Consider the following 20,823-nt stretch of genomic DNA (forward strand, 5'->3'; position numbering starts at 1 on the left):
GAGCTGGTGTGACAAGAGGTCCGCCTTCCGCGTGCCGTCAAGAGCCGTGCTCCAATCGTGCCGTATTCAGGGTGAATTCACCGTCTGTGGCGTACTGGGGGCGTGTCGACGCCCGAACGGCGCACCGTTGGCGGGGGTCCAGCGCCTACTCTGGTGGAATGCAGCGGCGGATCTTTGGCATCGAGACCGAGTTCGGGGTCACGTGCACCTTCCACGGACAGCGCAGGCTCTCGCCCGACGAGGTGGCGCGGTACCTGTTCAGGCGGGTCGTGTCGTGGGGACGCTCCTCCAACGTGTTCCTGTCGAACGGCTCGCGGCTCTACCTCGACGTCGGCTCGCACCCCGAGTACGCGACGGCCGAGTGCGACGACCTGGTCCAGCTGGTCACGCACGACAAGGCCGGTGAGCGGATCCTCGAGGACCTGCTGGTCGACGCCGAACGGCGGCTCGCCGACGAGGGCATCGGCGGCGACATCTTCCTGTTCAAGAACAACACCGACTCCGCGGGCAACTCCTACGGCTGCCACGAGAACTACCTGGTGACGCGCGCGGGCGAGTTCTCCCGGATCGCGGACGTGCTCCTGCCGTTCCTGGTGACGCGCCAGCTCATCTGCGGGGCAGGCAAGGTGCTGCAGACCCCGCGCGGCGCGGTCTACTGCCTCTCCCAGCGTGCGGAACACATCTGGGAGGGCGTCTCCAGCGCCACGACCCGCTCGCGGCCGATCATCAACACGCGTGACGAGCCCCACGCCGACGCCGAGCGCTACCGGCGCCTGCACGTCATCGTGGGCGACTCGAACATGGCCGAGCCGACGACCATGCTCAAGGTCGGCTCGGCGAACCTGGTGCTCGAGATGATCGAGGCCGGCGTCCAGTTCCGCGACTTCACCCTCGACAACCCGATCCGGGCGATCCGCGAGATCAGCCACGACCTCACCGGCCGCCGCCAGGTGCGGCTGGCCGGCGGGCGCGAGGCCTCGGCGCTGGACATCCAGCGCGAGTACCACGCCCGGGCGCTCCAGCACATCAAGGACAACGGCACGACGGCGGCGAACGAGCGGGTCGTCGAGCTGTGGGGCCGCGCGCTGGACGCGGTCGAGCAGCAGGACTTCGGCAAGATCGACACCGAGATCGACTGGGCGATCAAGCACCGGCTGGTCGAGCGCTACCGGCACAAGCACGACCTCGACCTGTCCAGCCCGCGCATCGCCCAGCTCGACCTGGCCTACCACGACATCCGCCGCGGCCGGGGCATCTTCGACCTGCTGCAGCGCAAGGGCCTGGTCCGCCGGGTCACCGACGACGGCGAGATCGAGGCGGCCAAGGACACCCCGCCGCAGACGACCCGGGCGAAGCTGCGCGGCGACTTCATCGCCGCCGCCCAGGCAGCGGGCCGCGACTTCACGGTCGACTGGGTGCACCTGAAGCTCAACGACCAGGCCCAGCGCACGGTCCTGTGCAAGGACCCGTTCCGCTCGGTCGACGAGCGCGTGGAGCGCCTGATCAGCTCGCTCTAGCCCGGCCTGCCCGCCCGGCGTTTTCCTACGAAAGTCGCCGGGCGGGTGCGGCAGGATCGGCCGCATGCGTGTCGTGCTGCTCGTGCTCGCCCTGCTGGTCTCGATCGCGGCTCCGGCGTCGGCGGGGGAGCGTCCGCCACGGTGGGAGCTCAAGCCGACCGGCGTCACGGCCCAGTTCCGCGGCCTGTCGGCGGTCAGCGCCCGGGTGGCGTGGGTCAGCGGCACGCAGGGCACGGTCCTGCGCACCACCGACGGCGGCGCGACCTGGAAGTCCGTGGGGCCGCCCGGCACCGAGACGCTCCAGTTCCGGGACATCGAGGCCTTCGACGCCGACCACGCCGTGATCCTCTCCATCGGGCCGGGCACCGACTCCCGCGTCTACCGGACCGACGACGGCGGCGCCCACTGGCGCCAGACGTTCCAGAACACCGACGCGGCGGCGTTCTACGACTGCCTCGCCTTCTTCGACCCGTGGCGCGGCCTGGCGATGAGCGACCCGGTCGACGGCCGGTTCCGGGTTCAGGCCACCTTCGACGGCGGCCGCAGCTGGCGGCCGGTCCCCGACAGCGGCTTCCCGCCCGCCCTGCCCGGCGAGGCCGGGTTCGCGGCCAGCGGTCAATGCCTCACCACGGCCGGCCCGTTCGACGCCTGGCTCGCGACGGGCGGCGGCGCGACCGCCCGCGTCCTGCACTCCCGCGACGGCGGATGGCACTGGACGGCGTCGGACACGCCGTTGCCGAGCAGCCCGTCGGCGGGCGTGTTCGCCCTCGCCTTCCGCTCGCCGTCGCAGGGCATCGCGATCGGCGGCGACTTCGCGAACCCGACGGCGCCCGGCCCGGCCGTCGCGCTCACCCGGGACCGCGGCCGCACCTGGACCACCCCGGGCCAGTACCCGGCGGGCTACCGCTCCGGGCTGGCCTGGCGCGGCGGGACGGTGCTGGCGGTCGGCCCGGGCGGCAGCGACCTCAGCCCGGACGGCGGGCGGCACTGGACGTCGTTCGACACGGGCAGCTTCGACAGCGTGGACTGCGCCGGGACCGCCTGCTGGGCCAGCGGCGCCCAGGGCCGCGTCGCCCGGCTTCGCTAGAGCACCTGGCCGGTCGGGCGGACGAGGATCTCGTTGACGTCCACCGACGGCGGCTGCTGGAGGGCGTAGAGCACCGCGCGGCCGACGTCGTCCGGCTGCAGGTTCGGCTTCTTGCGCTGCTCGTCGCTGAGGATGTCGGTGTCGGTCATTCCGGGGTTGATGAGCGTGACGCGCACGCCGGTGCCGACGGCCTCCTCGCGGATGGCGCCGGCCATCCCGGTGACGGCCCACTTGGTCACCGAGTACAGGCTCGCGTTGCGGATGTACCGGCCGGCGACGGAGCCGGTGATGAGCAGGTGGCCGGAGGTTTCCTTGAGCGCGGGCAGGGCGGCGCGGGCGGTGTAGGCCGCGCCGAGGACGTTCGTGCGGACCATGGGTTCCCATGCGGTGGGATCGGGGTCGTCGTCACCGAAGAAGGAGGTCCCGACGCCGATCCCGGCGTTGGCGAAGGCGGCGTCGAGCCGCCCGAACTTTCCGACGGTCTCGGCGACGGCCCGCGAGATGGCCGGCCAGTCCCCGACATCGGCGGCGAGGGCGATGGCACGGTCGTCGCCGAGTTCGGCGGCCAGGGGAGCGACGGACTCGGCCCGGCGGGCCACGAGAGCGACCTTGAACCCGGCCGCGGCGGCCAGACGCGCGGTGGCGGCGCCGAGGCCGCGGGAAGCGCCGGTGATGAGAAGAACGCGATCATCCATGCGTCCAGGCTAGGGAGTCAGGACGAGCCGGCCACGCAGTCCGCCCGCGGCCAGCCGTTCGTGGGCGGCGGCCGCCTCGGTCAGGGGCAGGACTCCGGCGACGCGCAGGGGGAGCGTGCCGTTCTCCGCCAGCCGGGCCAGCTCGGCCAGGCGTTCGCCGTCGGCGCGGATCCAGACGTGGCGGACCCGGATACCGCGCAGGGGGATCGGGGCGGCGCCCGCGGCGAAGGCCACGAACTCGCCGCCGCCGCGGACCGCGTCGAGGGCGTCCAGGCCGAGGAGGGCGGTGTCGAGCGCGGCGTCCACGCCGCCCGGGACCGCCTCGCGCACCCGATCGGCCAGTGCCGGGCCGCGCGGGACGAACTCGTCCGCGCCGAACGCCCGGACCTGGGGTTCGTCACCTTCGGCGGCGACGGCGACGACCCGGAGCTTCCGGGCGCGCGCAAGGGCGACGGCGTACCCGCCGACCGCGCCCGCCGCACCGGTGACCAGGACGGTTCCGGTGGTTTCGACGAGCTCGAGCGCCTGGGCGGCGGTGAGCGCGTTCAGGGGCAGGGTGGCCGCTTCGACCGGCGGAACACCCACCGGTGCCGGCGCGACCGCCGACGCGTCCAGGACGATGTGGTCGGCGTAGGCGCCCAACGGAGTGGCGATGCGGTCGCGCAGGCCGATCACGGCATCGCCCACCCGGAACCCGCTGTCGCCGGCGTCGTCGATCGACCCGGCGACGTCCCAGCCCAGGCCGAGCACCTCCCGCGGCGGCACCACCCCCGCCGCACTCAGCATCCCGCTCCGCGTCGCGAGATCGACCGGGTTCACCGCGGCCGCCGCCACCCGGATCCGCACCTGGCCCGGTCCCGGCTCCGGGACCGGGACCTCGATCAACTCCAGCACTTCCGGCCCGCCGAACCGGCGGATCACCATCGCCCGCATCCGAACCTCCTTCCCCGCGAACGTATGGGGAGCTACTCTCCATCGGGAAGTACGCACTCGCAGGTGCCCACCCCACCAGGAGGTACGCCCGGTGCCCACGCGCACGGCGGAACAGCGGCGCCAAGCCGAAAAAGCCGCCTACGACGCCTACCTGGCCGCCTGTCCCACCCGGAAGCTGCTCGACGAGATCGCCGGCAAGTGGGTCAGCCTGATCCTCGTCGCGCTCGGTGACGGTCCGCTGCGCTACAGCGACCTTTCGCGGCGCATCGCCGGGGTCAGCCAGAAGATGCTCACGCAGACGCTGCGGGTGCTCGAACGGGACGGTCTCGTCCGCCGCGAGGTGACCCCGGCGGTGCCCGTTCGCGTCGACTATTCCCTTACGCCGCTGGGGGAATCGCTGCGGGCGCTGATGGCCGGGTTCAAGGACTGGGCCGAGACCAACTTCGAAGCCGTCGACGCCGCGCGCGCCGACTACGACGCGCGCACCCCGGACCTCACGATCGGGCCGGGCGGCGCGGGCTAGGCTCTACCGGGTGTCCACCGCACGCGCCGAACGGCTGGTCAATCTGGTGCTGGCCCTGTTGTCCACGCGGCAGTACCTCACTGCCGAGAAGATCCGCGGCATCGTGCCCGGATACGGCGACGCGGCCAGCGACGACGCCTACTTCCGGATGTTCGAACGGGACAAGACCGAGCTGCGCGAGCTCGGCATCCCCCTGGAGACCGGCCGCAACTCCGCGTTCGACGCCATCGAGGGCTACCGCATCGCCCGCCGCGACTACGAGCTCGGCGAAATCGACCTCGCGCCCGACGAAGCCGCCGCCGTCGCGCTGGCGTCGCGGCTGTGGGACTCCCCGGAGCTCACCGGCCAGGCGCAGGGCGCGCTCGTGAAGCTGCGGGCCGCCGGGCTGGAGGTCGACGACCAGGCGCCCACCGTCGTCGAGCCGCGGGTGCGCGCCGAACCGGCGTTCGGGCCGCTGCTGGCCGCGGTCCAGAACGGCCAGGCCGTGCGCTTCGAGTACCGCCGCAGCGGCTCCCCGGAGCGGATCATGCGGACCCTCGAACCGTGGGGCGTGGTCTCGTGGCGGGCTCGCTGGTACGTCGTCGGGCACGACCGCGACCGCGGCGCCACCCGCTGTTTCCGGCTCTCCCGCGTCACCGGGCAGGTCCGCGCCGTCGGGAAGCCCGGCGAGGTGCAGCGACCCGAGGGTGTCAACCTGCTCAAGCTGGTCACCTCGACGGTCGAGAGCGAACCGGCCCCGGTCACCGTCGCGCGGGTGTGGGTCGCCGACGGCCGCGCGGCCGGGGTCCGCCGCCGCGGCACCGTGGTCGGCCGGGCCACCGTCGACGGCGAAGAGGGCGACCTCGTCGAGATCGGCCTGCTCTACCCGGAGTCGGCCGCCGACTGGATCAGCGCGCAGGGGCCCGACGTCGTCGTGCTCGAACCCGACGTGCTGGCCAAGAGCGTCCAGGACCGCCTCGAAGCCGTCGTCGCCCGGCAGGTGAGCGCGCGGTGAGCGGGTCCACCGACCGGATGCCGAGGCTGCTCGCGCTCGTGCCGTACCTGCTGGCGCGCCCGGGCGTGCGCATCGACGACGCGGCGCAGGATTTCGACGTTTCGCCGAAGCAGCTGCGCAAGGACCTCGAGCTGCTGTGGATGTGCGGGCTGCCCGGTTACGGCCCGGGCGACCTGATCGACCTGTCCTTCGAGGGCGACACGATCGTCGTCACGCACGACGCCGGGATGAACCGCCCGCTGCGGCTGACCGGCGGCGAGGCGACCGCGCTGCTGGTGGCGCTGCGGGCGCTCGCCGAGACGCCGGGCGTGGTCGACGGCGACGCCGTCCGCCGCTCCATCGCCAAGATCGAGGCCGCCGCCGGGCAGGCCCAGCCGGCCGGCGTGGTCGTCGGCGGGGGAGTGCGGGAGGGCAAGAAGACCGCGCGGACCCGCGAGGAGGTCGCCCGGGCGCTGCAGCACGGGCGGGCGCTGCGGATCCGCTACTACACCGCCTCGAAGGACCAGATCACCGAGCGCACGGTCGATCCGATGCGGCTGCTGATCGTCCAGGCGGTCGGCTACCTCGAGGCGTGGTGCCGCCGCGCCGAGGGCGTCCGGCTGTTCCGGCTCGACCGGATCGACGAGCTGGCGATCCTCGACGAGCCGTCGCGGCCGCCCGCGCACGCCCATCCCACGGACATTTCCGAGGGCGTGTTCCGGGAACGGCCCGATCAGCGGGAGGCGGTCCTGGTCCTCGACCCGGACGCACGCTGGGTAGCCGAGTACTACCCGTGCGAGGAGCTCGACGAGCTCGACGGTGGCCGGCTGCGGATCCGGATGCGCTACGCCGACCAGTCGTGGATGGTGCGCCTGGTGCTGGGGCTGGGCGGGGAAGCGCTGGTGGAGAGCCCGGCGGACCTCGCGTCCGATGTCGGCCGCCGAGCCGCCGACGCCGTGGCCCGAGCCCGTCACCTTCCGTCAACCTGCGACCACTAGGCTGACGGCGTGCCGTACCTGCCCACCGCTGTGCTCATCGTGCTCGGCCTCGCCGTCCTCGTGGTCCTGCTGGTGCGGACCGTCAAGGTCTTGCGTGCCTTCCGGCAGACCGCAAGCATGGTGGCTACGAACACCCAGGACCGGGCGGGGCTCGTCCGTGCCCGGGCGGCGGGGTTGCGCGTCGCTTTCGCGCAGCGCCGTTTCAAGCAGCGCCGCCACAAAGCGGAAAACCAGTAACATCCCTACCAGACGCAGATAGGAGGCCACCATGCTGAACGGATTGCAGCCGTGGCATTTGATCATCTTGGTGCTCGTCGTCGTGCTGCTGTTCGGGGCCAAGAGGCTTCCCGACGCGGCCCGGTCCATCGGCAAGTCCATGAAGATCTTCAAGGCCGAGACCAAGGACCTCACCGGCGACAAGGCCGCGGCGCACGAAGACGCCGAGCCCGCCGACACGAAGCAGATCCCGGCCAAGCCCGTCACGCCCGCTTCGACCGACCAGCAGGTCGCCGACCTGCAGCGGCAGCTCGACGAGCTGAAGAAGCAGCAGGCCGCCGACCAGCCGCAGAAGAACGTCAGCTGAGCGGCTGCTAGCCACACCTGGTCCCCACGTCCACGGAGCGCGCCGAACCCGGCGCGCTCCGGCGGACTCCGACGAGAACGGAACAACCCGTGGCGGAACCCGCCTTCGGAAACGGTGACAGCCGCCGGTCGAAGCGGCGCAAGCGCAGCCGTCGCAGCAACCCCGACGGCACGATGACGCTCATCGAGCACATCTACGAGTTCCGCCGCCGTCTCGGCTTCGCGCTGCTCGCGGTCGTGCTCGGCGGGATACTCGGGTTCATCTGGTTCGGCACCAAGATCGGGCCGATCCCGTCGCTCGGCGACCTCGTCAAGGACCCGTACTGCGCCATCCCGCCGGATCGGCGGCTCGACAGCGCCGAAGGCTGCCGGCTGCTGCAGACCGTGCCGTTCGAAGCGTTCATGACGCAGCTGAAGGTCGGCATCGCGGCCGGGGCCGTGCTCCTCTCGCCGGCCTGGCTGTACCAGATCTGGGCGTTCATCGCGCCCGGCCTGTACAGCAAGGAGCGCAAGTACGCGCTGACCTTCGTCGGGTTCGCGTCGGTGCTGTTCGCCACGGGCGCCGTGCTCGCCTACATCCTCTTCCCGCACGCCCTGCAGCTGCTGATGGGCTTCGGCCAGGACGCGTTCGTCACCGCGCTGACCGCGGACAAGTACATCTCGTTCCTGCTGTCGCTGCTGATCATCTTCGGGATCAGCTTCGAGCTCCCGCTGCTGGTGGTGATGCTCAACCGCGTCGGCGTGGTCAAGTACGTGCAGCTGAAGAAGTGGCGGCGCGGCATCGTGTTCGCGCTGTTCGTCTTCGCCGCGTTCGCCACCCCGGGCTCGGACCCGTTCTCGATGCTCGGCCTCGCCGGCGCGCTCACCGTGCTGTTCGAGATCGCCGTGCAGCTGGCCCGCTTCCACGACCGCAAGCTCGAAAAGGAGCGCGGCGACGAGGGCTGGGACTCCCTCGCCGACGACGAAGCCGCGCCGTTCGACTACACGCCGAGCACCATCGACGACGAGCCGTCCGCCCCGACCGCGTCCGGCGGCCGGTCGAGCACCGACGACGTCACCTAGTGGGGCTGCACGCCGCGCTCGCCGTGCACCCGGCGTCGGGGCACGGCGCGGCCGCCCGGATCGCCGACACCGTGGCCGAGCGGCTGCGCACGGCGGTCGACCGGCTCGACGTGCTGGTCGCCCACAGCGTCGAGGAGTCCCGCGCGCTGATGCGGTCGTCGCAGGCGGCCGGGCTGGACGTCCTGATCGTGCTCGGCGGCGACGGTGCCGCCCACCAGGGCGTCCAGTTCTGCGCGAACAACGACGTGGCGCTCGGCCTCGTCCCGGCGGGCACCGGCAACGACTTCGCCCGCGCCCTCGGCATCCCCGGTGAGCCGCTCCCGGCGGTCGACGCGCTGGTGGCGGCCCTGCGCTCGGGTGCCCGGCGGCGCATCGACCTCGGCCGCGTGGGCGACACGTGGTTCGCGACGGTGCTGTGCGCGGGGTTCGACGCGAGCGTCAACGAGCGGGCCAACCGGATGCGGTGGCCGTCCGGGCCGCGCCGCTACGACGTGGCGATCCTGGCCGAGCTGGCGGCGTTCCGCTCCCGCCCGGTGGTCGTCGACACGGGCACCGAGCGCCTGGAGCTCGACGCGACGCTGGTGGCGATCGGCAACACCCGGTTCTACGGCGGCGGCGTCCCGATCTGCCCGACGGCCGACCCCGAGGACGGCGTCTTCGACGTGACGATCATCGGCCACGCCACCCGCCGCGGCCTGATCCGCATGCTCCCGGGCCTGCGCACGGGCAACCACGTGACCCACCCGGCGGTCCGCACGCTGCGCGCCCGCGCGGTGACCCTGGTCGGCAACACCTGGCCCGCCTACGCCGACGGGGAGCCCCAAGGCACGGTCCCGGTGACGGCCAGCTGCGTCCCAGGCGCCCTCACCGTCCTGGCCTGAGTAGGGCACTTTCACGTGAAAGTGCCCTACTAGCGGTCGTAACCGCCGGCCCGCGCCACCAGGTGCCGGAAGTGCGCCGGGGTCAGCAGGCGGCCCGTGTCGGCGAAGTACACGCCGCCGCAGCGGTGGCAGAACCAGCCCTGCTCCCACACCTGCTGGGCCGCCGGTACCCCGCGCCGCTGCCGCCGGTGTGCCCGCACCCGGCGGACGTACAGCCAGACCAGCACACCCGCGGCGATGTACACCGCGAACGCCGGCAACGAGAGCATCGCGAACCCCAGTGCCTTCGCCGCCGCGCCGCCCGGGGGCGGGTCGTCGGCCGCCGAGAACGGCAGCAGCAGGAAACAGCTGCCGACCAGGGCCAGCAGGATCGCCGCCGCCACGAGGCCGCCGCCGCGGCGCGGGGGAGGGAAGGGGTCGAGCGACCGGGCGACCGCGGTCACGGAAATTCCGCTGACCTGGCTGTTCGTCACGATCACGCCGTCGCCGGCGGGCACCGCGACCGCCGGGCCCTGGCCGCGGAAGAACGAGTGGCCGCCGTGGTAGGCCGCGGGCACGTGCTGCACCTGGTCCAGGAGGCCACAGCTCGGGCACGGTTCGGTCATGCCCGCTCCGACGCGCCCACCCGGCCACGGGTTCCCCGTATAACGACCTATACCGCGGGTCGATGTACGCAACGTGCGAACTGTCGGAGGGGTGTGAAACCCTGACGAGGTGGCCAGTAGCCCTTCTCCGTCCCCGGCCGAGGCCTATGCGGCCTCCGCGCGCCGCGGGAAGTACCCCCAGCTGACGCGCTTCGCCGCGGAGGTGTCCTTCGAGTTCGACCAGTTCCAGATCCGCGGGTGCCAGGCCCTCGAAGACGGTCACGGTGTGCTGGTCTGCGCGCCCACCGGGGCGGGCAAGACCGTGGTCGGCGAGTTCGCCGTGCACCTGGCGCTGGCCGAGGGCCGCAAGTGCTTCTACACGACGCCGATCAAGGCGTTGTCGAACCAGAAGTACGCCGACCTCGTGGCCCGCTACGGCAGCGACGCCGTCGGCCTGCTGACCGGGGACACCTCGATCAACGGCAACGCGCAGGTGGTCGTGATGACCACCGAGGTGCTGCGCAACATGCTCTACGCGGGCTCGTCGACGATCACCGACCTCGGGTACGTCGTGATGGACGAGGTCCACTACCTGGCCGACCGGTTCCGCGGCGCGGTCTGGGAAGAGGTGATCCTGCACCTGCCCGAGCACGTCCGGGTGGTCGGGCTGTCGGCGACGGTCAGCAACGCCGAGGAGTTCGGCGAGTGGCTGGTGGAGGTGCGGGGCGACACGACGGTCGTCGTCGACGAGCACCGGCCGGTGCCGCTGTGGCAGCACATGCTGGTGGGGAACCGGCTGCTCGACCTGTTCGCCGGCGACGACGTGCACGCGCCGAACGCCGAGCTGCGGATCAACCCGACCCTGCTGCGGCGGACCGAGGAGATCGGCCGCCAGTACGCGCCGGCGGGGTTCCGCGGGCCGAGGAACCGGCGGGGTGCGCCGCCGCGGATGCCGCGGTTCCGGCCGCCCTCGCGGGTCGACGTCGTCGAGCAGCTGGACCGGGCCGGGCTGCTGCCGGCGATCGTGTTCATCTTCTCCCGCGCGGGCTGTGACGCCGCGGTGGCGCAGTGCGTGCGGTCCGGGCTGCGGCTCAACGGGCCGGGCGAGGTCGAGGAGATCCGGCGGGTCATCGAGGAGCGCACGGCGGACCTGCCCGAGGGCGATCTCGGCGTGCTCGGCTACTGGGAGTGGCGGGAGGCGCTGGAGCGCGGCATCGCCGGGCACCACGCGGGGCTGCTGCCGGCGTTCAAGGAGACCGTGGAGGAGCTGTTCGTCCGCGGGCTGGTGAAGGTCGTGTTCGCGACCGAGACCCTGGCCCTGGGGATCAACATGCCGGCCCGCACGGTCGTGCTCGAGCGGCTGGTGAAGTACAACGGCGAGGCGCACGTCGACCTGACGCCGGGGGAGTACACGCAGCTCACCGGCCGGGCCGGGCGGCGCGGGATCGACGTCGAAGGGCACGCCGTCGTGGCGTGGCAGCCGGGGGTGGACCCGAAGCAGGTCGCCGGGCTGGCGTCGACGCGGACCTATCCGCTGCGGTCGTCGTTCCGGCCGGGGTACAACATGGCGGTCAACCTGGTGGCCCAGGTCGGGGCGGCGGAGGCGCGGGAGCTGCTGGAGCAGTCGTTCGCGCAGTTCCAGGCCGACCGGTCGGTGGTGGGGACCGCGCGCCGGATCGAGCGGAACAAGGAGGCCCTGAAGGGCTACACGGCCGCGGTGACCGGTGATTTCGACGAGATGCTGGAGTACGTCGAGCTGCGCGCGAAGATTTCGGCGCGGGAGAAGGCGTTGTCGCGGCAGAACACGGTCGCGCGCCGGGCGGGGACCGCGGAGTCGCTGGAGAAGCTGCGCAAGGGTGACGTCATCGCGGTGCCGGCGGGCCGGCGGGCGGGGCTGGCCGTGGTGGTCGACCCGGGGCTGGACCCGATCCGGGAGCCGCGTCCGGTGGTGGTGACCGAGGACCGGTGGTCGGGGCCGCTGTCGGTGGCGGACTTCCCCGGTCCGGTGGAGGCGCTGGGGCGGATCAGGCTGCCCAAGCACGTCGAGCTGCGGTCGCCGCGGGCGCGGCGGGACATCGCCTCGACGTTGCGGAACGCCGGGATTTCGTTGCCGGGGCGGCAGAAGCGGCGGTCGGGGGCGAACGAGGACGGGGAGCTGGCGGCGTTGCGGCGGGCGTTGCGCGCGCACCCGTGCCACGGGCTGGCCGAGCGCGAGGCGAACCTGCGGTGGGTCGAGCGGTACCAGCGACTGGCCGCGGAGACGCAGCAGCTGGAGCGGAAGGTCGCGGCGACGACGCACTCGCTGGCGCGGGCCTTCGACCGGATCCTGGCTTTGCTGGGTGAGCGCGGCTATCTGGGTCCGGAGTCGGCCGGGGACGGCGAAGACCGCGTCACCGAGCACGGGCGGCGGTTGACCCGGCTCTACAGCGAGTCGGACCTGCTGGCCGCGGAGTGCATCCGGCACGGGGTGTGGCGCAAGCTCAACCCGGCCGAGCTGGCGGCGGTCGTGTCGACGCTGGTGTTCGAGGCGCGCCGGGACACCGCCGGCGAGCCGCGGCTGCCGGGTGGGGCGGTGCCGGAGGCGTGGCAGGAGACGGCGCGGCTGTGGGTGGAGCTGACCGAGGACGAGCGGCGGCACCGGCTGGACCGCACCCGGGAGCCCGACGCCGGGTTCGCGTGGCCGGTTTATCGCTGGGCGCGGGGTGAATCCCTGGAGAAGGTGCTGACCGCGGCGGAGGCCAACGGGCAGGAGCTGTCGGCGGGTGACTTCGTGCGCTGGTCGCGGCAGGTGATCGACCTGCTCGACCAGATCCGGGACGTGCTGGGCAAGGCGGATCCGGTGGGTGCGGCGGCGGCCGACGCGGTGAAGGCGCTGCGGCGTGGCGTCGTGGCCGCGGGCGCGGCGTGAACTCCGTGTTAGGCCTGCTCCAAGCGGCGGAAGCGGTGAGCGTGGCCACGTGTGCTCGGCTCCGACCTGTGGTTGGATCGCTTGCGACACCGTCCGTATGCGGCTTTACGGCGGTTTCGGGGTGGACAGCGTGATGAGTGAAGCAGGCGGAGGCAGACGATGAGCACGCCGTATGGCGGCAACGACCCACAGCAGCCCCAGTACGGGCAGCAGCCGGGCGGCGCGTACCCGCCGAGCGGCCCGCAGGAGCAGCCGCAGTGGGGGCAGCCGCAACAGCCTTCCTACGACCCGAACCAGCAGCAACCCCCGAACCAGCAACAGCCGTGGGGCCAGCCGCAGCAGCCCCAGCACCCGCAGCAGTGGGGGCAGCAGCCGGGCGGCTACGCCCCGCCGCAGCAGCCGCAGTGGGGCCAGCAGCCGCCGCCCTACGGGCAGCAGCCCGGCGGTGGGTATCCGCAGAGCGGGCCGCAGGCCCAGCCGCAGTACGGGCAGCAGCCCGGTGGGGCGTACCCGCAGAGCGGGCCCCAGGCGCAGCCGCAGTACGGGCAGCAGCCGCCGGGCGGCCAGTACGACTACGGCCAGCAGTTCCCCGGTGCGGGCGCCCCGGAGGGTGAGCAGCCGGCGAAGTCGAAGAAGGGCCTGCTGATCGGGGTCGTCGCGGCGATCGCGGCGGTGGCGGTGTTCCTCGTGCTCGGGTTCGTCGCGCCGGGGTTCCTGAAGACGCAGGTCTTCAACAACACCCAGATGCAGACCGACGTGCAGAAGCTGCTGACCGAGACCTACAAGATCGACGGCGTCACCGGCGTCACCTGTCCCGCCGAGCAGAAGGTGGAGGACGGCGCGAAGTTCGAGTGCACCGCCACGATCGCCGGCAAGCCGCAGCAGGTGCCGATCACGGTGAAGGGTGACGGCGGGAACTACGAGGTTTCCCCGCCGGTCGCCAAGTAGCGGGTGCGCAGCCCGGCCGCCGCTTATCCGGTGGCCGGGCTTCGTCGTTTCCCGAGATGATCGGGGGATGAGCGACTTCGAGATCCGGACCCTGGACACCGAGGAGCACCGGGCGGTGAGCAACCTGTTCCGGGAGACCGTGCACATGCCGCCGTCCGACGACGCCGAATGGGTGTACGCGGCGCGGTACTACCAGCCCGGTGGCGCGCTCGGGGCGTTCGATCCGGAGCTCATCGGCACAGCGCGGCTGTTCGACGCGGAGCTGACGGTGCCCGGTGGGGCGCGCCGGCCGACGGTGGGTGTCACCTCCGTGGGAGTGCGTGCCGACCGCACCCGGCGGGGTGTGCTGCGGGCGTTGATGACGGCGCAGCTGGAGGACTGCGCCGCGCGCGGGGTGGTGTTCGCGAACCTGCTCGCGTCCGAAGCCGGGATCTACGGCCGGTTCGGCTACGGCCTGGCGACGCGGTGCCGCAGCTACCGCGTGGACGCGCGCCGGGCGCGGCTGCGGCCGGACGCCCCGGCGGGCGGGGACCTGGAGCTGCTGGACCTGGACCGGGCCCTCGAGGTCTGTCCCGGTGTGTACGACGGCCTCGAGCGCCGGCCGGGGATGATGTCCCGGCCCGAGGTGCTGTGGCGGCTCTACGAGATGCAGCTGCGGCGGCACACCACGCCGGCGAAGGCGGTCGTGCACCACGGCCCCGGCGGGCCGGACGGGTTCGCGGTCTACCACGTCGAGGGGGCGACGGCGCACCCGTGGACCACGACGCTGGAGGTGTCGGACCTGTTCGCCGGCTCGGCGACGGCGTACGCGGGACTGTGGCGGTTCCTGCTCGGCATCGACCTGGTGGACCGGGTCGCCGCCGAGTCGCGGCCGCTCGACGATCCGATCGAGCTGCTGCTGGCCGACCACCGCAGCGGGAAGGTCGAGGGGATCTCCGACGAGCACTGGCTCCGGCTCGTCGACGTCGGCGAGGCTCTGTCCGCGCGGGCGTACGGGCACGCCGACCCGGTGGTCGTCGAGGTGACGGACCCGCTGCTGCCCGGCAACAGCGGCGCCTACCTGATCACCCCGGACGGCGCCGGGCGCACGGACCGCCCGGCCGGGCTCCGGATGGACGTCACCACACTGGCCATGATCTACCTCGGCACCTGGACGCCGTCGGCGCTGGCGGACGCGGGCCGGATCGAGGTGCGTGACCCGGCCGCGCCGGCGGCCGCGGACCTGCTCTTCGGCACGCGCGTCGCGGCCTGGAGCGGCAGCTACTTCTGAGGTTTGCGGAAAACCGCATTCCGGGCCGGCCCGGCACGCGGCAAGATCGGGAGCATGACCGCCTTCGACGTTCGCCCGATCACCGAGGAAGAGCGGCGCAGCACGTTCGACGTGCTGCGCCGCGCGTTGCACACCCAGCGCGTCACCGACGAGCGCTGGGCGCGGGTCGGGGAGTCCTGGCCCGCGGCGCACAAGTTCGGTGCGTTCGAGGGCAGCAGCCCGATCGGGATCGTCAGCTCCTACGACACCGAGCTCGCCGTCCCGGGCGGGCGGACACTGCCGGTGGCGGCGGTGGAGGGCGTCGGGGTCCGGCCCGACCGGACCCGCCGCGGGGTGCTGACCGCGATGATGGCCGCGCAATTGGCCGACTTCGCCGCGCGGGGAATGCCGCTGGCCGTCCTGCACGCCAGCGAACCGACGATCTACGGCCGGTTCGGCTACGGGTCGGCCGCGCTCGGCAAGACCCTGCGGGTGGCGCGGCCGGCGGCTCGGCTGCACGAGCGCGTCGCGGCCGGCGGCGAGGTCCGGCTGCTCTCGCCGGAGGAGGCGGTGAAGGAGATTCCCGGGCTGTACCGGCGGATCGGGCTGCACCGGCCGGGCATGATCGGGCGTCCGGAGCAGTGGTGGCCGATCTCGCACGACCGGCCGGTGGTCGACGGCGAGCACCTCGTCGCGGTCCACAGTGGACCGGACGGCGACGACGGCTTCGTCGTGTACGCCACGGTCAGCAGGCGGCGGTTCGAGGCGCCGGACGACGGCGCGGTGCTGGACGTGCACGACCTGCACGCCGCGAACCCCCGGGCGCGGGCCGCGCTGTGGCGGTACCTGCTGTCGGTGGACCTGGTTTCCGGGGTGCACGCCCGCTTCCGCCCGGTCGACGAGCCACTGGCCCTGATGCTGACCGACCACCGGCACGCGGCCACCCTCGCCGTCGAGGACGACCTGTGGCTGCGGCCGGTCGACGTTGCGGCGGCGCTCGCCGGCCGCACCTACGGCACGGCAGGCCCGGTGGTGCTGGCGGTGACCGACCGGCAGCTGACGGCCAACACCGGGCACTACGAGGTCGGCCCGGACGGCGCCCGGCGCACCGACGCGGCCGCGGACCTGGCCCTCGACGTCGACACCCTCGGCATGCTCTACCTCGGCCACTGGAGCGCGACGACGCTGGCGGAGGCGGGCCGCGTCGACGTCCGCGACCCGGCGGCGCCCGGGCGAGCCGACGAGCTGTTCACCACGCGGACCGCACCGTGGTGCGGCACGCACTTCTAGGCGCCGGGCAGGGCCTTGAGCAGCCGTTCGACGGAGTTGCCGAGGTTCCACCGTTCGGCCAGCTCGGCGACCCGCTCGGGGTCGGCGGGCGTCGCGGGGACGGTGTCGGGCCGGGACTGCTCGACCGGCGCGTCGACGGCCACCCGGACCACGGTCGGGGCGACGGCGAGGTAGTCGGCGGCGTCCTTCAGACGCAGCCGGGTCTTGAGCGGGAGGGCGGAGTCGCCGGTTTCGCCCGCCTCGACGAGCGCTTCGAGCGAGCCGAACTGCGTGATGAGCTTGGCGGCGGTCTTCTCGCCGATGCCGGCGACGCCGGGCAGGCCGTCGGAGGGGTCGCCGCGCAGGGCGGCCATGTCGGCGTAGGCGGGCCCGGCGGTGTCGAGGGGCAGGCTGTACCGTTCGGCGATTTCGGCAGGCCCGAGGATTTCGGCCTTGGCCCAGCCCTTGCCGACGTAGATGACCGAGGTCGGTGTGGGTTCGGCGCGCACGAGCTGGAAGAGGTCCCGGTCGCCGGTGATGACCTCGACCGGGGCGGCCTTTTCGCGGGTGGCGAGCGCGCCGATGACGTCGTCGGCCTCGTAGCCGGCGGCTTCGGCGGTGGCGAACCCGAAGGCTTCGAGCAGGTCGAGGATGATCGGCACCTGCGGGGTGAGGGTGTCGGGCACCTCCTCGACGTCGGGCGCGTCGCCGCCGGTTTCTTCGGCGACCCGGTGCGCCTTGTAGCTGGGCAGCAGATCGGTCCGGAACTTCGGTCGCCAGTCGGCATCCAGGCAGCAGACCAGCCGCGCGGGCCGCCGGTCGGTGAGGATCCGCGCGATGGTGTCGGCGAACCCGCGCACGGCGTTGACCTGAGTGCCGTCGGCGGCCCGCATGGAGTCGGGCAGGGCGAAGAAGGCGCGGAAGTAGAGGCTCGCGGAGTCGAGCAGGGCAAGGGATCCGGTCACCCGCACAGCCTGCCACGCCCACGGCCGCCGTTGGCGGTAGCCACGCGACTGGGCACGGGAGGAGGTGGCCGGCAGGTCGGCCGCGTCCGCGCACCGGCGCGGCTGAAGCTGTGGTCCCCATGCGCCCCAATGTGGCGTTGGTTGCGTTGGACGCACCCAATGTGGCGTTCGGTGCGCTGGACGCACCGAACGCCACATTGGGGCGCAAGAGCCGGGCTCTCCCGCGGGCCAGGGCGACGGGTCGCCGCCGTGCCCGGTGGGCGCCGCTCGCGTCACCCGGCTCGGCATGTCGGGGCCCCGGGCGCCGTCCTCATCGCCGTCGCCCCACTAGGCTCGGCCTCATGTCGCGCCGATCCCTTCACACTCCCGCTCCCGATGCCGCCGCCCTGCGGGTGCGGCTGGACCGTGCCCGTGCCGCCGCGGCTGCCGCGGGTACCGATGCCCTGCTGATCGCGCCCGGCTCCGACCTGCGGTACCTGCTCGGGCAGGCCGGGGGGTCCTTCGAGCGGCTCACCACCCTCGTCGTCCCCGCCGAGGGCACGCCCGCGCTCGTCGTGCCGAAGCTGGAAGCGCCCGGGTACGCCGACGTCCCCACCGATGACCTCGGCGTCGAACTCCTCACCTGGGTCGACGGCGACGACCCCTACAAGCTCGTCGCCGACCGGCTCGGCAAGCCCGGCCGCGTTGCCGTCAGCGACTTCACTCCCGCCTTGCACGTGCTCGCGCTGCGGGCCGCCCTCGGCACCGCCGAGCAGACCCTCGCCGGGCCCGTGGTCCGGGAGCTGCGGATGCGCAAGGATGCCGCCGAGATCGCGTCGCTGCGCGAGGCCGGCGCGGCGATCGACCGGGTGCACGCCCGGGTCCACGAGTGGCTGCGGCCGGGCCGGACCGAGGCGGAGGTCGGCGCCGACATCGCCGCGGCCATCGTCGAAGAGGGGCACGTCCAGGCGGACTTCGTGATCGTCGGCTCCGGGCCGAACGGGGCCAGCCCGCACCACGACGTCTCCGAGCGCGTCATCGAAAAGGGTGACGTCGTGGTCGTCGACATCGGCGGGCCGCTGCCGGCCGGCTACAACTCCGACTCCACCCGCACCTACGCCGTCGGCACCCCGCGCGACGCCGACGTGGCCGAGACCTACGCCGTGCTGCAGCGGGCCCAGGCCGCCGCGGTGGCCGCCGTCAAGCCGGGTGTCACCGCCGAGGCCGTGGACGCCGCCGCGCGGGACGTCATCGCCGAGGCGGGCTTCGGGGAGTACTTCATCCACCGGACCGGCCACGGCATCGGCCTGGACGTGCACGAGGAGCCGTACATCATCGCCGGGAACGCGCTGCCGCTGGAGCCGGGCATGGCCTTCAGCGTCGAGCCGGGCATCTACCAGCCGGGCCGGTGGGGCGCCCGGATCGAGGACATCGTGATCGTCACCGAAGACGGCGTCGAGTCCGTCAACAACCAGCCGCACGAGCTCGTCGTGCTGGACGCATGACCACCGGCGGCCTGGAGCCGCTGGACCAGTCGATCGTCCAGGAGCTCGCGGCGGACGGGCGGCGCAGCTTCACCGACCTCGCCGAGCGCGTCGGGCTGTCGGTGTCGGCGGTGCACCAGCGGGTGCGCCGCCTCGAGCAGCGCGGGGTCATCCTCGGCTACACCGCCCGGCTCGACGGCGAGCAGATCGGCCTCCCGCTGACGGCGCTGATCTCGCTGACGCCCAACGACCCGGCGGCGCCGGACGACTACCCGCAGCGGATCCAGCACATCAAGGAGATCGAGTCGTGCTACTCGGTGGCCGGCGACGAGTCCTACATCCTGCTAGTGCGCGTCCAGTCGCCGCTGGCGCTGGAGGACCTGCTGCGGCGGATCCGGGAGGCCGCCAAGGTGTCGACGCGCACGACGGTGGTGCTGTCCACTCCGTTCGAGGGACGTTCGCCCACGTTCTGACACCAGCGCCGCTGGTGTCAGAACAAGGTCGCTGGTACGGTAAAAGGTATGGCAACACGTAAGGTCACGCTTTCGCTCGACAGCGGCGCGCTGGAATTCGCCGAACGAGCCGCGAAAGCCCACGGAATCTCGGTCTCGTCCTGGCTGTCGAAGGCAGCCAGGCGCGAGGCGGTACGCACGGGTTACACCCCGCAGAAGCCGGAACCGGCCGCCGCGGAATCGGACGAGGCCGAGCGGAGCGCGGCGGAAAAGGATCTGCGTGCGCAGGGGTGAAGTCTGGACGTACCACCCCCCGACCGAACCGGCCCGGCAGCGCACCGTGGTGCTGCTGTCCTCGGACGGGGTGAACGAGTCCGAGCGCCCCTGGCTGCTCGGCACCGAACTCCTCGACCGCGACCCCATGGACATCCTCGGTGTCGCGATCGACGCCCGCTACTGGGTCTCCACGCTCAACCTCACCCGGCTCTACCGCCCGTGGTTCGACGAGCGGATCGCCGAGATCGACCAGGACGTGCAGGAACGCATCGACATCGCGCTGCGGGCCGCGCTCGACCTGTGAGACCGGCCGCCAAGGCGCACAGGGCGAACCCCGCGCCGAGGACGCTGGAACCCGCCCAGCCGGCCACGGCGAACGCGGCCGTCGTCGCGGTGGCGCCCAGTGCCGAGCCGAGCGAGTAGAAGAGCATGTAGCCGCCGATCACGCTGCTGCTCGCGTCCGGGTGCGCGGCGGTCAGCAGGTGCTGGTTGCTCACGTGCACCGCCTGCACGGCGAAGTCGAGCACGACCACGCCGGCCACGACGAACCCCAGCGACCACGACGCCTGCCCGATCGTCGCCCACGAGACGGCGAGCAGGGCGAGGGCGCCGACGGTGACCGCGCGCGCGAACCCGGCGTCGGCCCAGCGGCCCGCGCGGGCCGCCCCTGCCGCGCCGACCAGGCCGGCGAGCCCGAACAGGCCGATCTGCGCCTCGGTCAGGTGCCACGGCGCGGCGGCCAGCGGGAGCGCCAGTCCGCTCCACAGCGTGCCGAACGAGGCGAACAGGAAGAACGCGACCAAGCCGCGCGAGACGAACAGCCGCTCGCGGACCAGCCCGCCCAGCGACGCCAGCGTCTCCCGGTACGAGGAACCTCCGGGGCGCGGGTCGGGTGGCAGCGTCTTCAGCACCAGCCCCGCCAGCGTCACCAGCAGGACCGCGAGCACGACGTAGACGCTGCGCCAGCCCCACGCCGTGGCCAGCGCGCCGGCCGCGACGCGTGCGCCGAGGATGCCGAGGACGACCCCGGAGGTCACCGCGCCGAGGGTGCGGCCGCGTTCGGCTGGTGGGGCGCTCGCCGCGGCGTAGGCGACGGTTGTCTGGACGACCACGGCGAACAGCCCGGCGACGGCCAGCCCGGCCAGCAGCACCCACAGCTCGGTCGCGGCCGCGGCGACGATCGTGCCCGCCGCCGTGAGGACCAGGTGTCCCGCGATGAGCCGGCGCCGGTCCTTCAGGTCGCCCAAGGGAACCAGCAGCGCCAGTCCCGCGAGGTAGCCGAGCTGGCCGGCCGCGACGAGCCAGCCCAGGTCCGCCGGCGGCACGTCCAGGTCCGCGCCGATCCCGGCGAGCGCGGGCTGAGCCGCGTAGATGCTCGCGACCGCCACCGCGCACACCGCGGCAGGCAAGGCGTTCCGGCTCATCCCGCTCCAATCAGTAGCATATTGCAACTAATCC

General features: G+C 72.9%; 22 protein-coding genes. 17 read left to right on the top strand and 5 right to left on the bottom strand.

Annotated features, from left to right (window positions below; all coding sequences use genetic code 11):
* Positions 1–158: 158 nt before the first annotated feature.
* A complete protein-coding gene (gene pafA, locus BLW76_RS24935) occupies positions 159–1,517 on the top strand; it encodes a Pup--protein ligase (RefSeq protein WP_091311474.1) in 1,359 nt (452 codons plus the stop codon).
* A 64-nt stretch (positions 1,518–1,581) separates the two neighbouring features.
* Entirely contained in the window at positions 1,582–2,604 is a 1,023-nt protein-coding gene (locus tag BLW76_RS24940) for a WD40/YVTN/BNR-like repeat-containing protein (RefSeq protein ID WP_091311476.1), read from the top strand.
* On the opposite strand, the gene BLW76_RS24945 is transcribed toward BLW76_RS24940, so the two are convergent.
* A complete protein-coding gene (locus BLW76_RS24945; RefSeq protein ID WP_091311477.1) occupies positions 2,601–3,299 on the bottom strand; it encodes an SDR family oxidoreductase in 699 nt (232 codons plus the stop codon). The genes BLW76_RS24940 and BLW76_RS24945 overlap by 4 nt on opposite strands.
* 9 nt (positions 3,300–3,308) lie before the next feature.
* Positions 3,309–4,232 carry an NADP-dependent oxidoreductase gene (locus BLW76_RS24950; RefSeq protein ID WP_091311479.1) on the bottom strand — a complete coding sequence of 308 codons (924 nt, stop codon included), beginning with the start codon at positions 4,230–4,232 and terminating at the stop codon, positions 3,309–3,311.
* Positions 4,233–4,323: 91 nt separating this feature from the next.
* On the opposite strand from BLW76_RS24950, the gene BLW76_RS24955 reads away from it, so the two are divergent.
* The 7 genes from BLW76_RS24955 (at position 4,324) to BLW76_RS24985 (ending at position 9,251) form a co-directional block, all read left to right on the top strand.
* Complete coding sequence (locus BLW76_RS24955) at positions 4,324–4,755, top strand: winged helix-turn-helix transcriptional regulator (protein WP_091311480.1); 432 nt, start codon at positions 4,324–4,326, stop codon at positions 4,753–4,755.
* Between the two features lie 10 nt (positions 4,756–4,765).
* The gene (locus BLW76_RS24960) at positions 4,766–5,749 is read left to right on the top strand and encodes a helix-turn-helix transcriptional regulator (RefSeq protein WP_091311482.1); all 984 of its coding nucleotides are present in this window, start codon (positions 4,766–4,768) and stop codon (positions 5,747–5,749) included.
* Positions 5,746–6,726 carry a helix-turn-helix transcriptional regulator gene (locus BLW76_RS24965; protein ID WP_091311483.1) on the top strand — a complete coding sequence of 327 codons (981 nt, stop codon included), beginning with the start codon at positions 5,746–5,748 and terminating at the stop codon, positions 6,724–6,726. The genes BLW76_RS24960 and BLW76_RS24965 overlap by 4 nt, the downstream gene beginning before the upstream one ends.
* 9 nt (positions 6,727–6,735) lie before the next feature.
* Positions 6,736–6,963 carry a bacteriophage holin gene (locus BLW76_RS24970; RefSeq protein ID WP_091311485.1) on the top strand — a complete coding sequence of 76 codons (228 nt, stop codon included), beginning with the start codon at positions 6,736–6,738 and terminating at the stop codon, positions 6,961–6,963.
* A 31-nt stretch (positions 6,964–6,994) separates the two neighbouring features.
* Positions 6,995–7,309 carry a Sec-independent protein translocase subunit TatA gene (gene tatA, locus BLW76_RS24975; RefSeq protein WP_091311486.1) on the top strand — a complete coding sequence of 105 codons (315 nt, stop codon included), beginning with the start codon at positions 6,995–6,997 and terminating at the stop codon, positions 7,307–7,309.
* A gap of 89 nt (positions 7,310–7,398) precedes the next feature.
* On the top strand, positions 7,399–8,370 hold the full coding sequence (gene tatC, locus BLW76_RS24980; protein WP_091311488.1) for a twin-arginine translocase subunit TatC: 972 nt from the start codon (positions 7,399–7,401) through the stop codon (positions 8,368–8,370).
* Positions 8,370–9,251, top strand: a complete 882-nt coding sequence (locus BLW76_RS24985) for a diacylglycerol/lipid kinase family protein (RefSeq protein ID WP_091311489.1) — start codon at positions 8,370–8,372, stop codon at positions 9,249–9,251. The genes tatC and BLW76_RS24985 overlap by 1 nt, the downstream gene beginning before the upstream one ends.
* A gap of 29 nt (positions 9,252–9,280) precedes the next feature.
* On the opposite strand, the gene BLW76_RS24990 is transcribed toward BLW76_RS24985, so the two are convergent.
* On the bottom strand, positions 9,281–9,856 hold the full coding sequence (locus BLW76_RS24990; RefSeq protein ID WP_091311491.1) for a hypothetical protein: 576 nt from the start codon (positions 9,854–9,856) through the stop codon (positions 9,281–9,283).
* A gap of 109 nt (positions 9,857–9,965) precedes the next feature.
* Between BLW76_RS24990 and BLW76_RS24995 the strand changes: the two genes are divergently transcribed.
* From BLW76_RS24995 to BLW76_RS25010, 4 genes are all read left to right on the top strand, one after another.
* Positions 9,966–12,743, top strand: coding sequence for a DEAD/DEAH box helicase (locus BLW76_RS24995; protein WP_091311492.1), 2,778 nt, complete (start codon positions 9,966–9,968; stop codon positions 12,741–12,743).
* A 159-nt stretch (positions 12,744–12,902) separates the two neighbouring features.
* Positions 12,903–13,691: a DUF4333 domain-containing protein gene (locus BLW76_RS25000; RefSeq protein WP_091311494.1), complete on the top strand. Its 789-nt coding sequence runs from the start codon at positions 12,903–12,905 to the stop codon at positions 13,689–13,691.
* 67 nt (positions 13,692–13,758) lie between these two features.
* Positions 13,759–14,961 (top strand): GNAT family N-acetyltransferase, encoded by a 1,203-nt coding sequence (locus BLW76_RS25005; RefSeq protein WP_091311495.1) that lies wholly within the window; start codon positions 13,759–13,761, stop codon positions 14,959–14,961.
* 54 nt (positions 14,962–15,015) lie between these two features.
* Complete coding sequence (locus BLW76_RS25010) at positions 15,016–16,230, top strand: GNAT family N-acetyltransferase (RefSeq protein ID WP_091319822.1); 1,215 nt, start codon at positions 15,016–15,018, stop codon at positions 16,228–16,230.
* On the opposite strand, the gene BLW76_RS25015 is transcribed toward BLW76_RS25010, so the two are convergent.
* Positions 16,227–17,174: a 5'-3' exonuclease gene (locus tag BLW76_RS25015; protein ID WP_091319824.1), complete on the bottom strand. Its 948-nt coding sequence runs from the start codon at positions 17,172–17,174 to the stop codon at positions 16,227–16,229. The genes BLW76_RS25010 and BLW76_RS25015 overlap by 4 nt on opposite strands.
* 341 nt (positions 17,175–17,515) lie before the next feature.
* Between BLW76_RS25015 and BLW76_RS25020 the strand changes: the two genes are divergently transcribed.
* From BLW76_RS25020 to BLW76_RS25035, 4 genes are read left to right on the top strand one after another with little or no spacing between them, the layout of a single operon-like run.
* Positions 17,516–18,658, top strand: a complete 1,143-nt coding sequence (locus tag BLW76_RS25020) for a M24 family metallopeptidase (protein WP_091311497.1) — start codon at positions 17,516–17,518, stop codon at positions 18,656–18,658.
* On the top strand, positions 18,655–19,110 hold the full coding sequence (locus BLW76_RS25025; protein WP_043786019.1) for an Lrp/AsnC family transcriptional regulator: 456 nt from the start codon (positions 18,655–18,657) through the stop codon (positions 19,108–19,110). The genes BLW76_RS25020 and BLW76_RS25025 overlap by 4 nt, the downstream gene beginning before the upstream one ends.
* A gap of 48 nt (positions 19,111–19,158) precedes the next feature.
* Positions 19,159–19,383 (top strand): hypothetical protein, encoded by a 225-nt coding sequence (locus tag BLW76_RS25030; protein ID WP_091311498.1) that lies wholly within the window; start codon positions 19,159–19,161, stop codon positions 19,381–19,383.
* A complete protein-coding gene (locus BLW76_RS25035; RefSeq protein ID WP_003092405.1) occupies positions 19,370–19,669 on the top strand; it encodes a hypothetical protein in 300 nt (99 codons plus the stop codon). The genes BLW76_RS25030 and BLW76_RS25035 overlap by 14 nt, the downstream gene beginning before the upstream one ends.
* Here BLW76_RS25035 and BLW76_RS25040 read toward each other — a convergent pair.
* Complete coding sequence (locus BLW76_RS25040) at positions 19,566–20,789, bottom strand: MFS transporter (protein ID WP_091311500.1); 1,224 nt, start codon at positions 20,787–20,789, stop codon at positions 19,566–19,568. The genes BLW76_RS25035 and BLW76_RS25040 overlap by 104 nt on opposite strands.
* Positions 20,790–20,823: the final 34 nt, after the last annotated feature.

Origin of the sequence: Amycolatopsis tolypomycina (genome assembly GCF_900105945.1) — a bacterium.
Lineage (GTDB): Bacteria > Actinomycetota > Actinomycetes > Mycobacteriales > Pseudonocardiaceae > Amycolatopsis > Amycolatopsis tolypomycina.

Coding starts and splice junctions, on each gene's coding strand:
- BLW76_RS24990 (WP_091311491.1), bottom strand. CDS start 9,856: ATGACCGAACCGTGCCCGAGCTGTGGCCTCCTGGACCAGGTGCAGCAC.
- BLW76_RS24950 (WP_091311479.1), bottom strand. CDS start 4,232: ATGCGGGCGATGGTGATCCGCCGGTTCGGCGGGCCGGAAGTGCTGGAG.
- BLW76_RS25030 (WP_091311498.1), top strand. CDS start 19,159: ATGGCAACACGTAAGGTCACGCTTTCGCTCGACAGCGGCGCGCTGGAA.
- BLW76_RS24940 (WP_091311476.1), top strand. CDS start 1,582: ATGCGTGTCGTGCTGCTCGTGCTCGCCCTGCTGGTCTCGATCGCGGCT.
- BLW76_RS25025 (WP_043786019.1), top strand. CDS start 18,655: ATGACCACCGGCGGCCTGGAGCCGCTGGACCAGTCGATCGTCCAGGAG.
- BLW76_RS25005 (WP_091311495.1), top strand. CDS start 13,759: ATGAGCGACTTCGAGATCCGGACCCTGGACACCGAGGAGCACCGGGCG.
- BLW76_RS25040 (WP_091311500.1), bottom strand. CDS start 20,789: ATGAGCCGGAACGCCTTGCCTGCCGCGGTGTGCGCGGTGGCGGTCGCG.
- BLW76_RS25020 (WP_091311497.1), top strand. CDS start 17,516: ATGTCGCGCCGATCCCTTCACACTCCCGCTCCCGATGCCGCCGCCCTG.
- pafA (WP_091311474.1), top strand. CDS start 159: ATGCAGCGGCGGATCTTTGGCATCGAGACCGAGTTCGGGGTCACGTGC.
- BLW76_RS24945 (WP_091311477.1), bottom strand. CDS start 3,299: ATGGATGATCGCGTTCTTCTCATCACCGGCGCTTCCCGCGGCCTCGGC.
- BLW76_RS25010 (WP_091319822.1), top strand. CDS start 15,016: ATGACCGCCTTCGACGTTCGCCCGATCACCGAGGAAGAGCGGCGCAGC.
- tatA (WP_091311486.1), top strand. CDS start 6,995: ATGCTGAACGGATTGCAGCCGTGGCATTTGATCATCTTGGTGCTCGTC.
- BLW76_RS25000 (WP_091311494.1), top strand. CDS start 12,903: ATGAGCACGCCGTATGGCGGCAACGACCCACAGCAGCCCCAGTACGGG.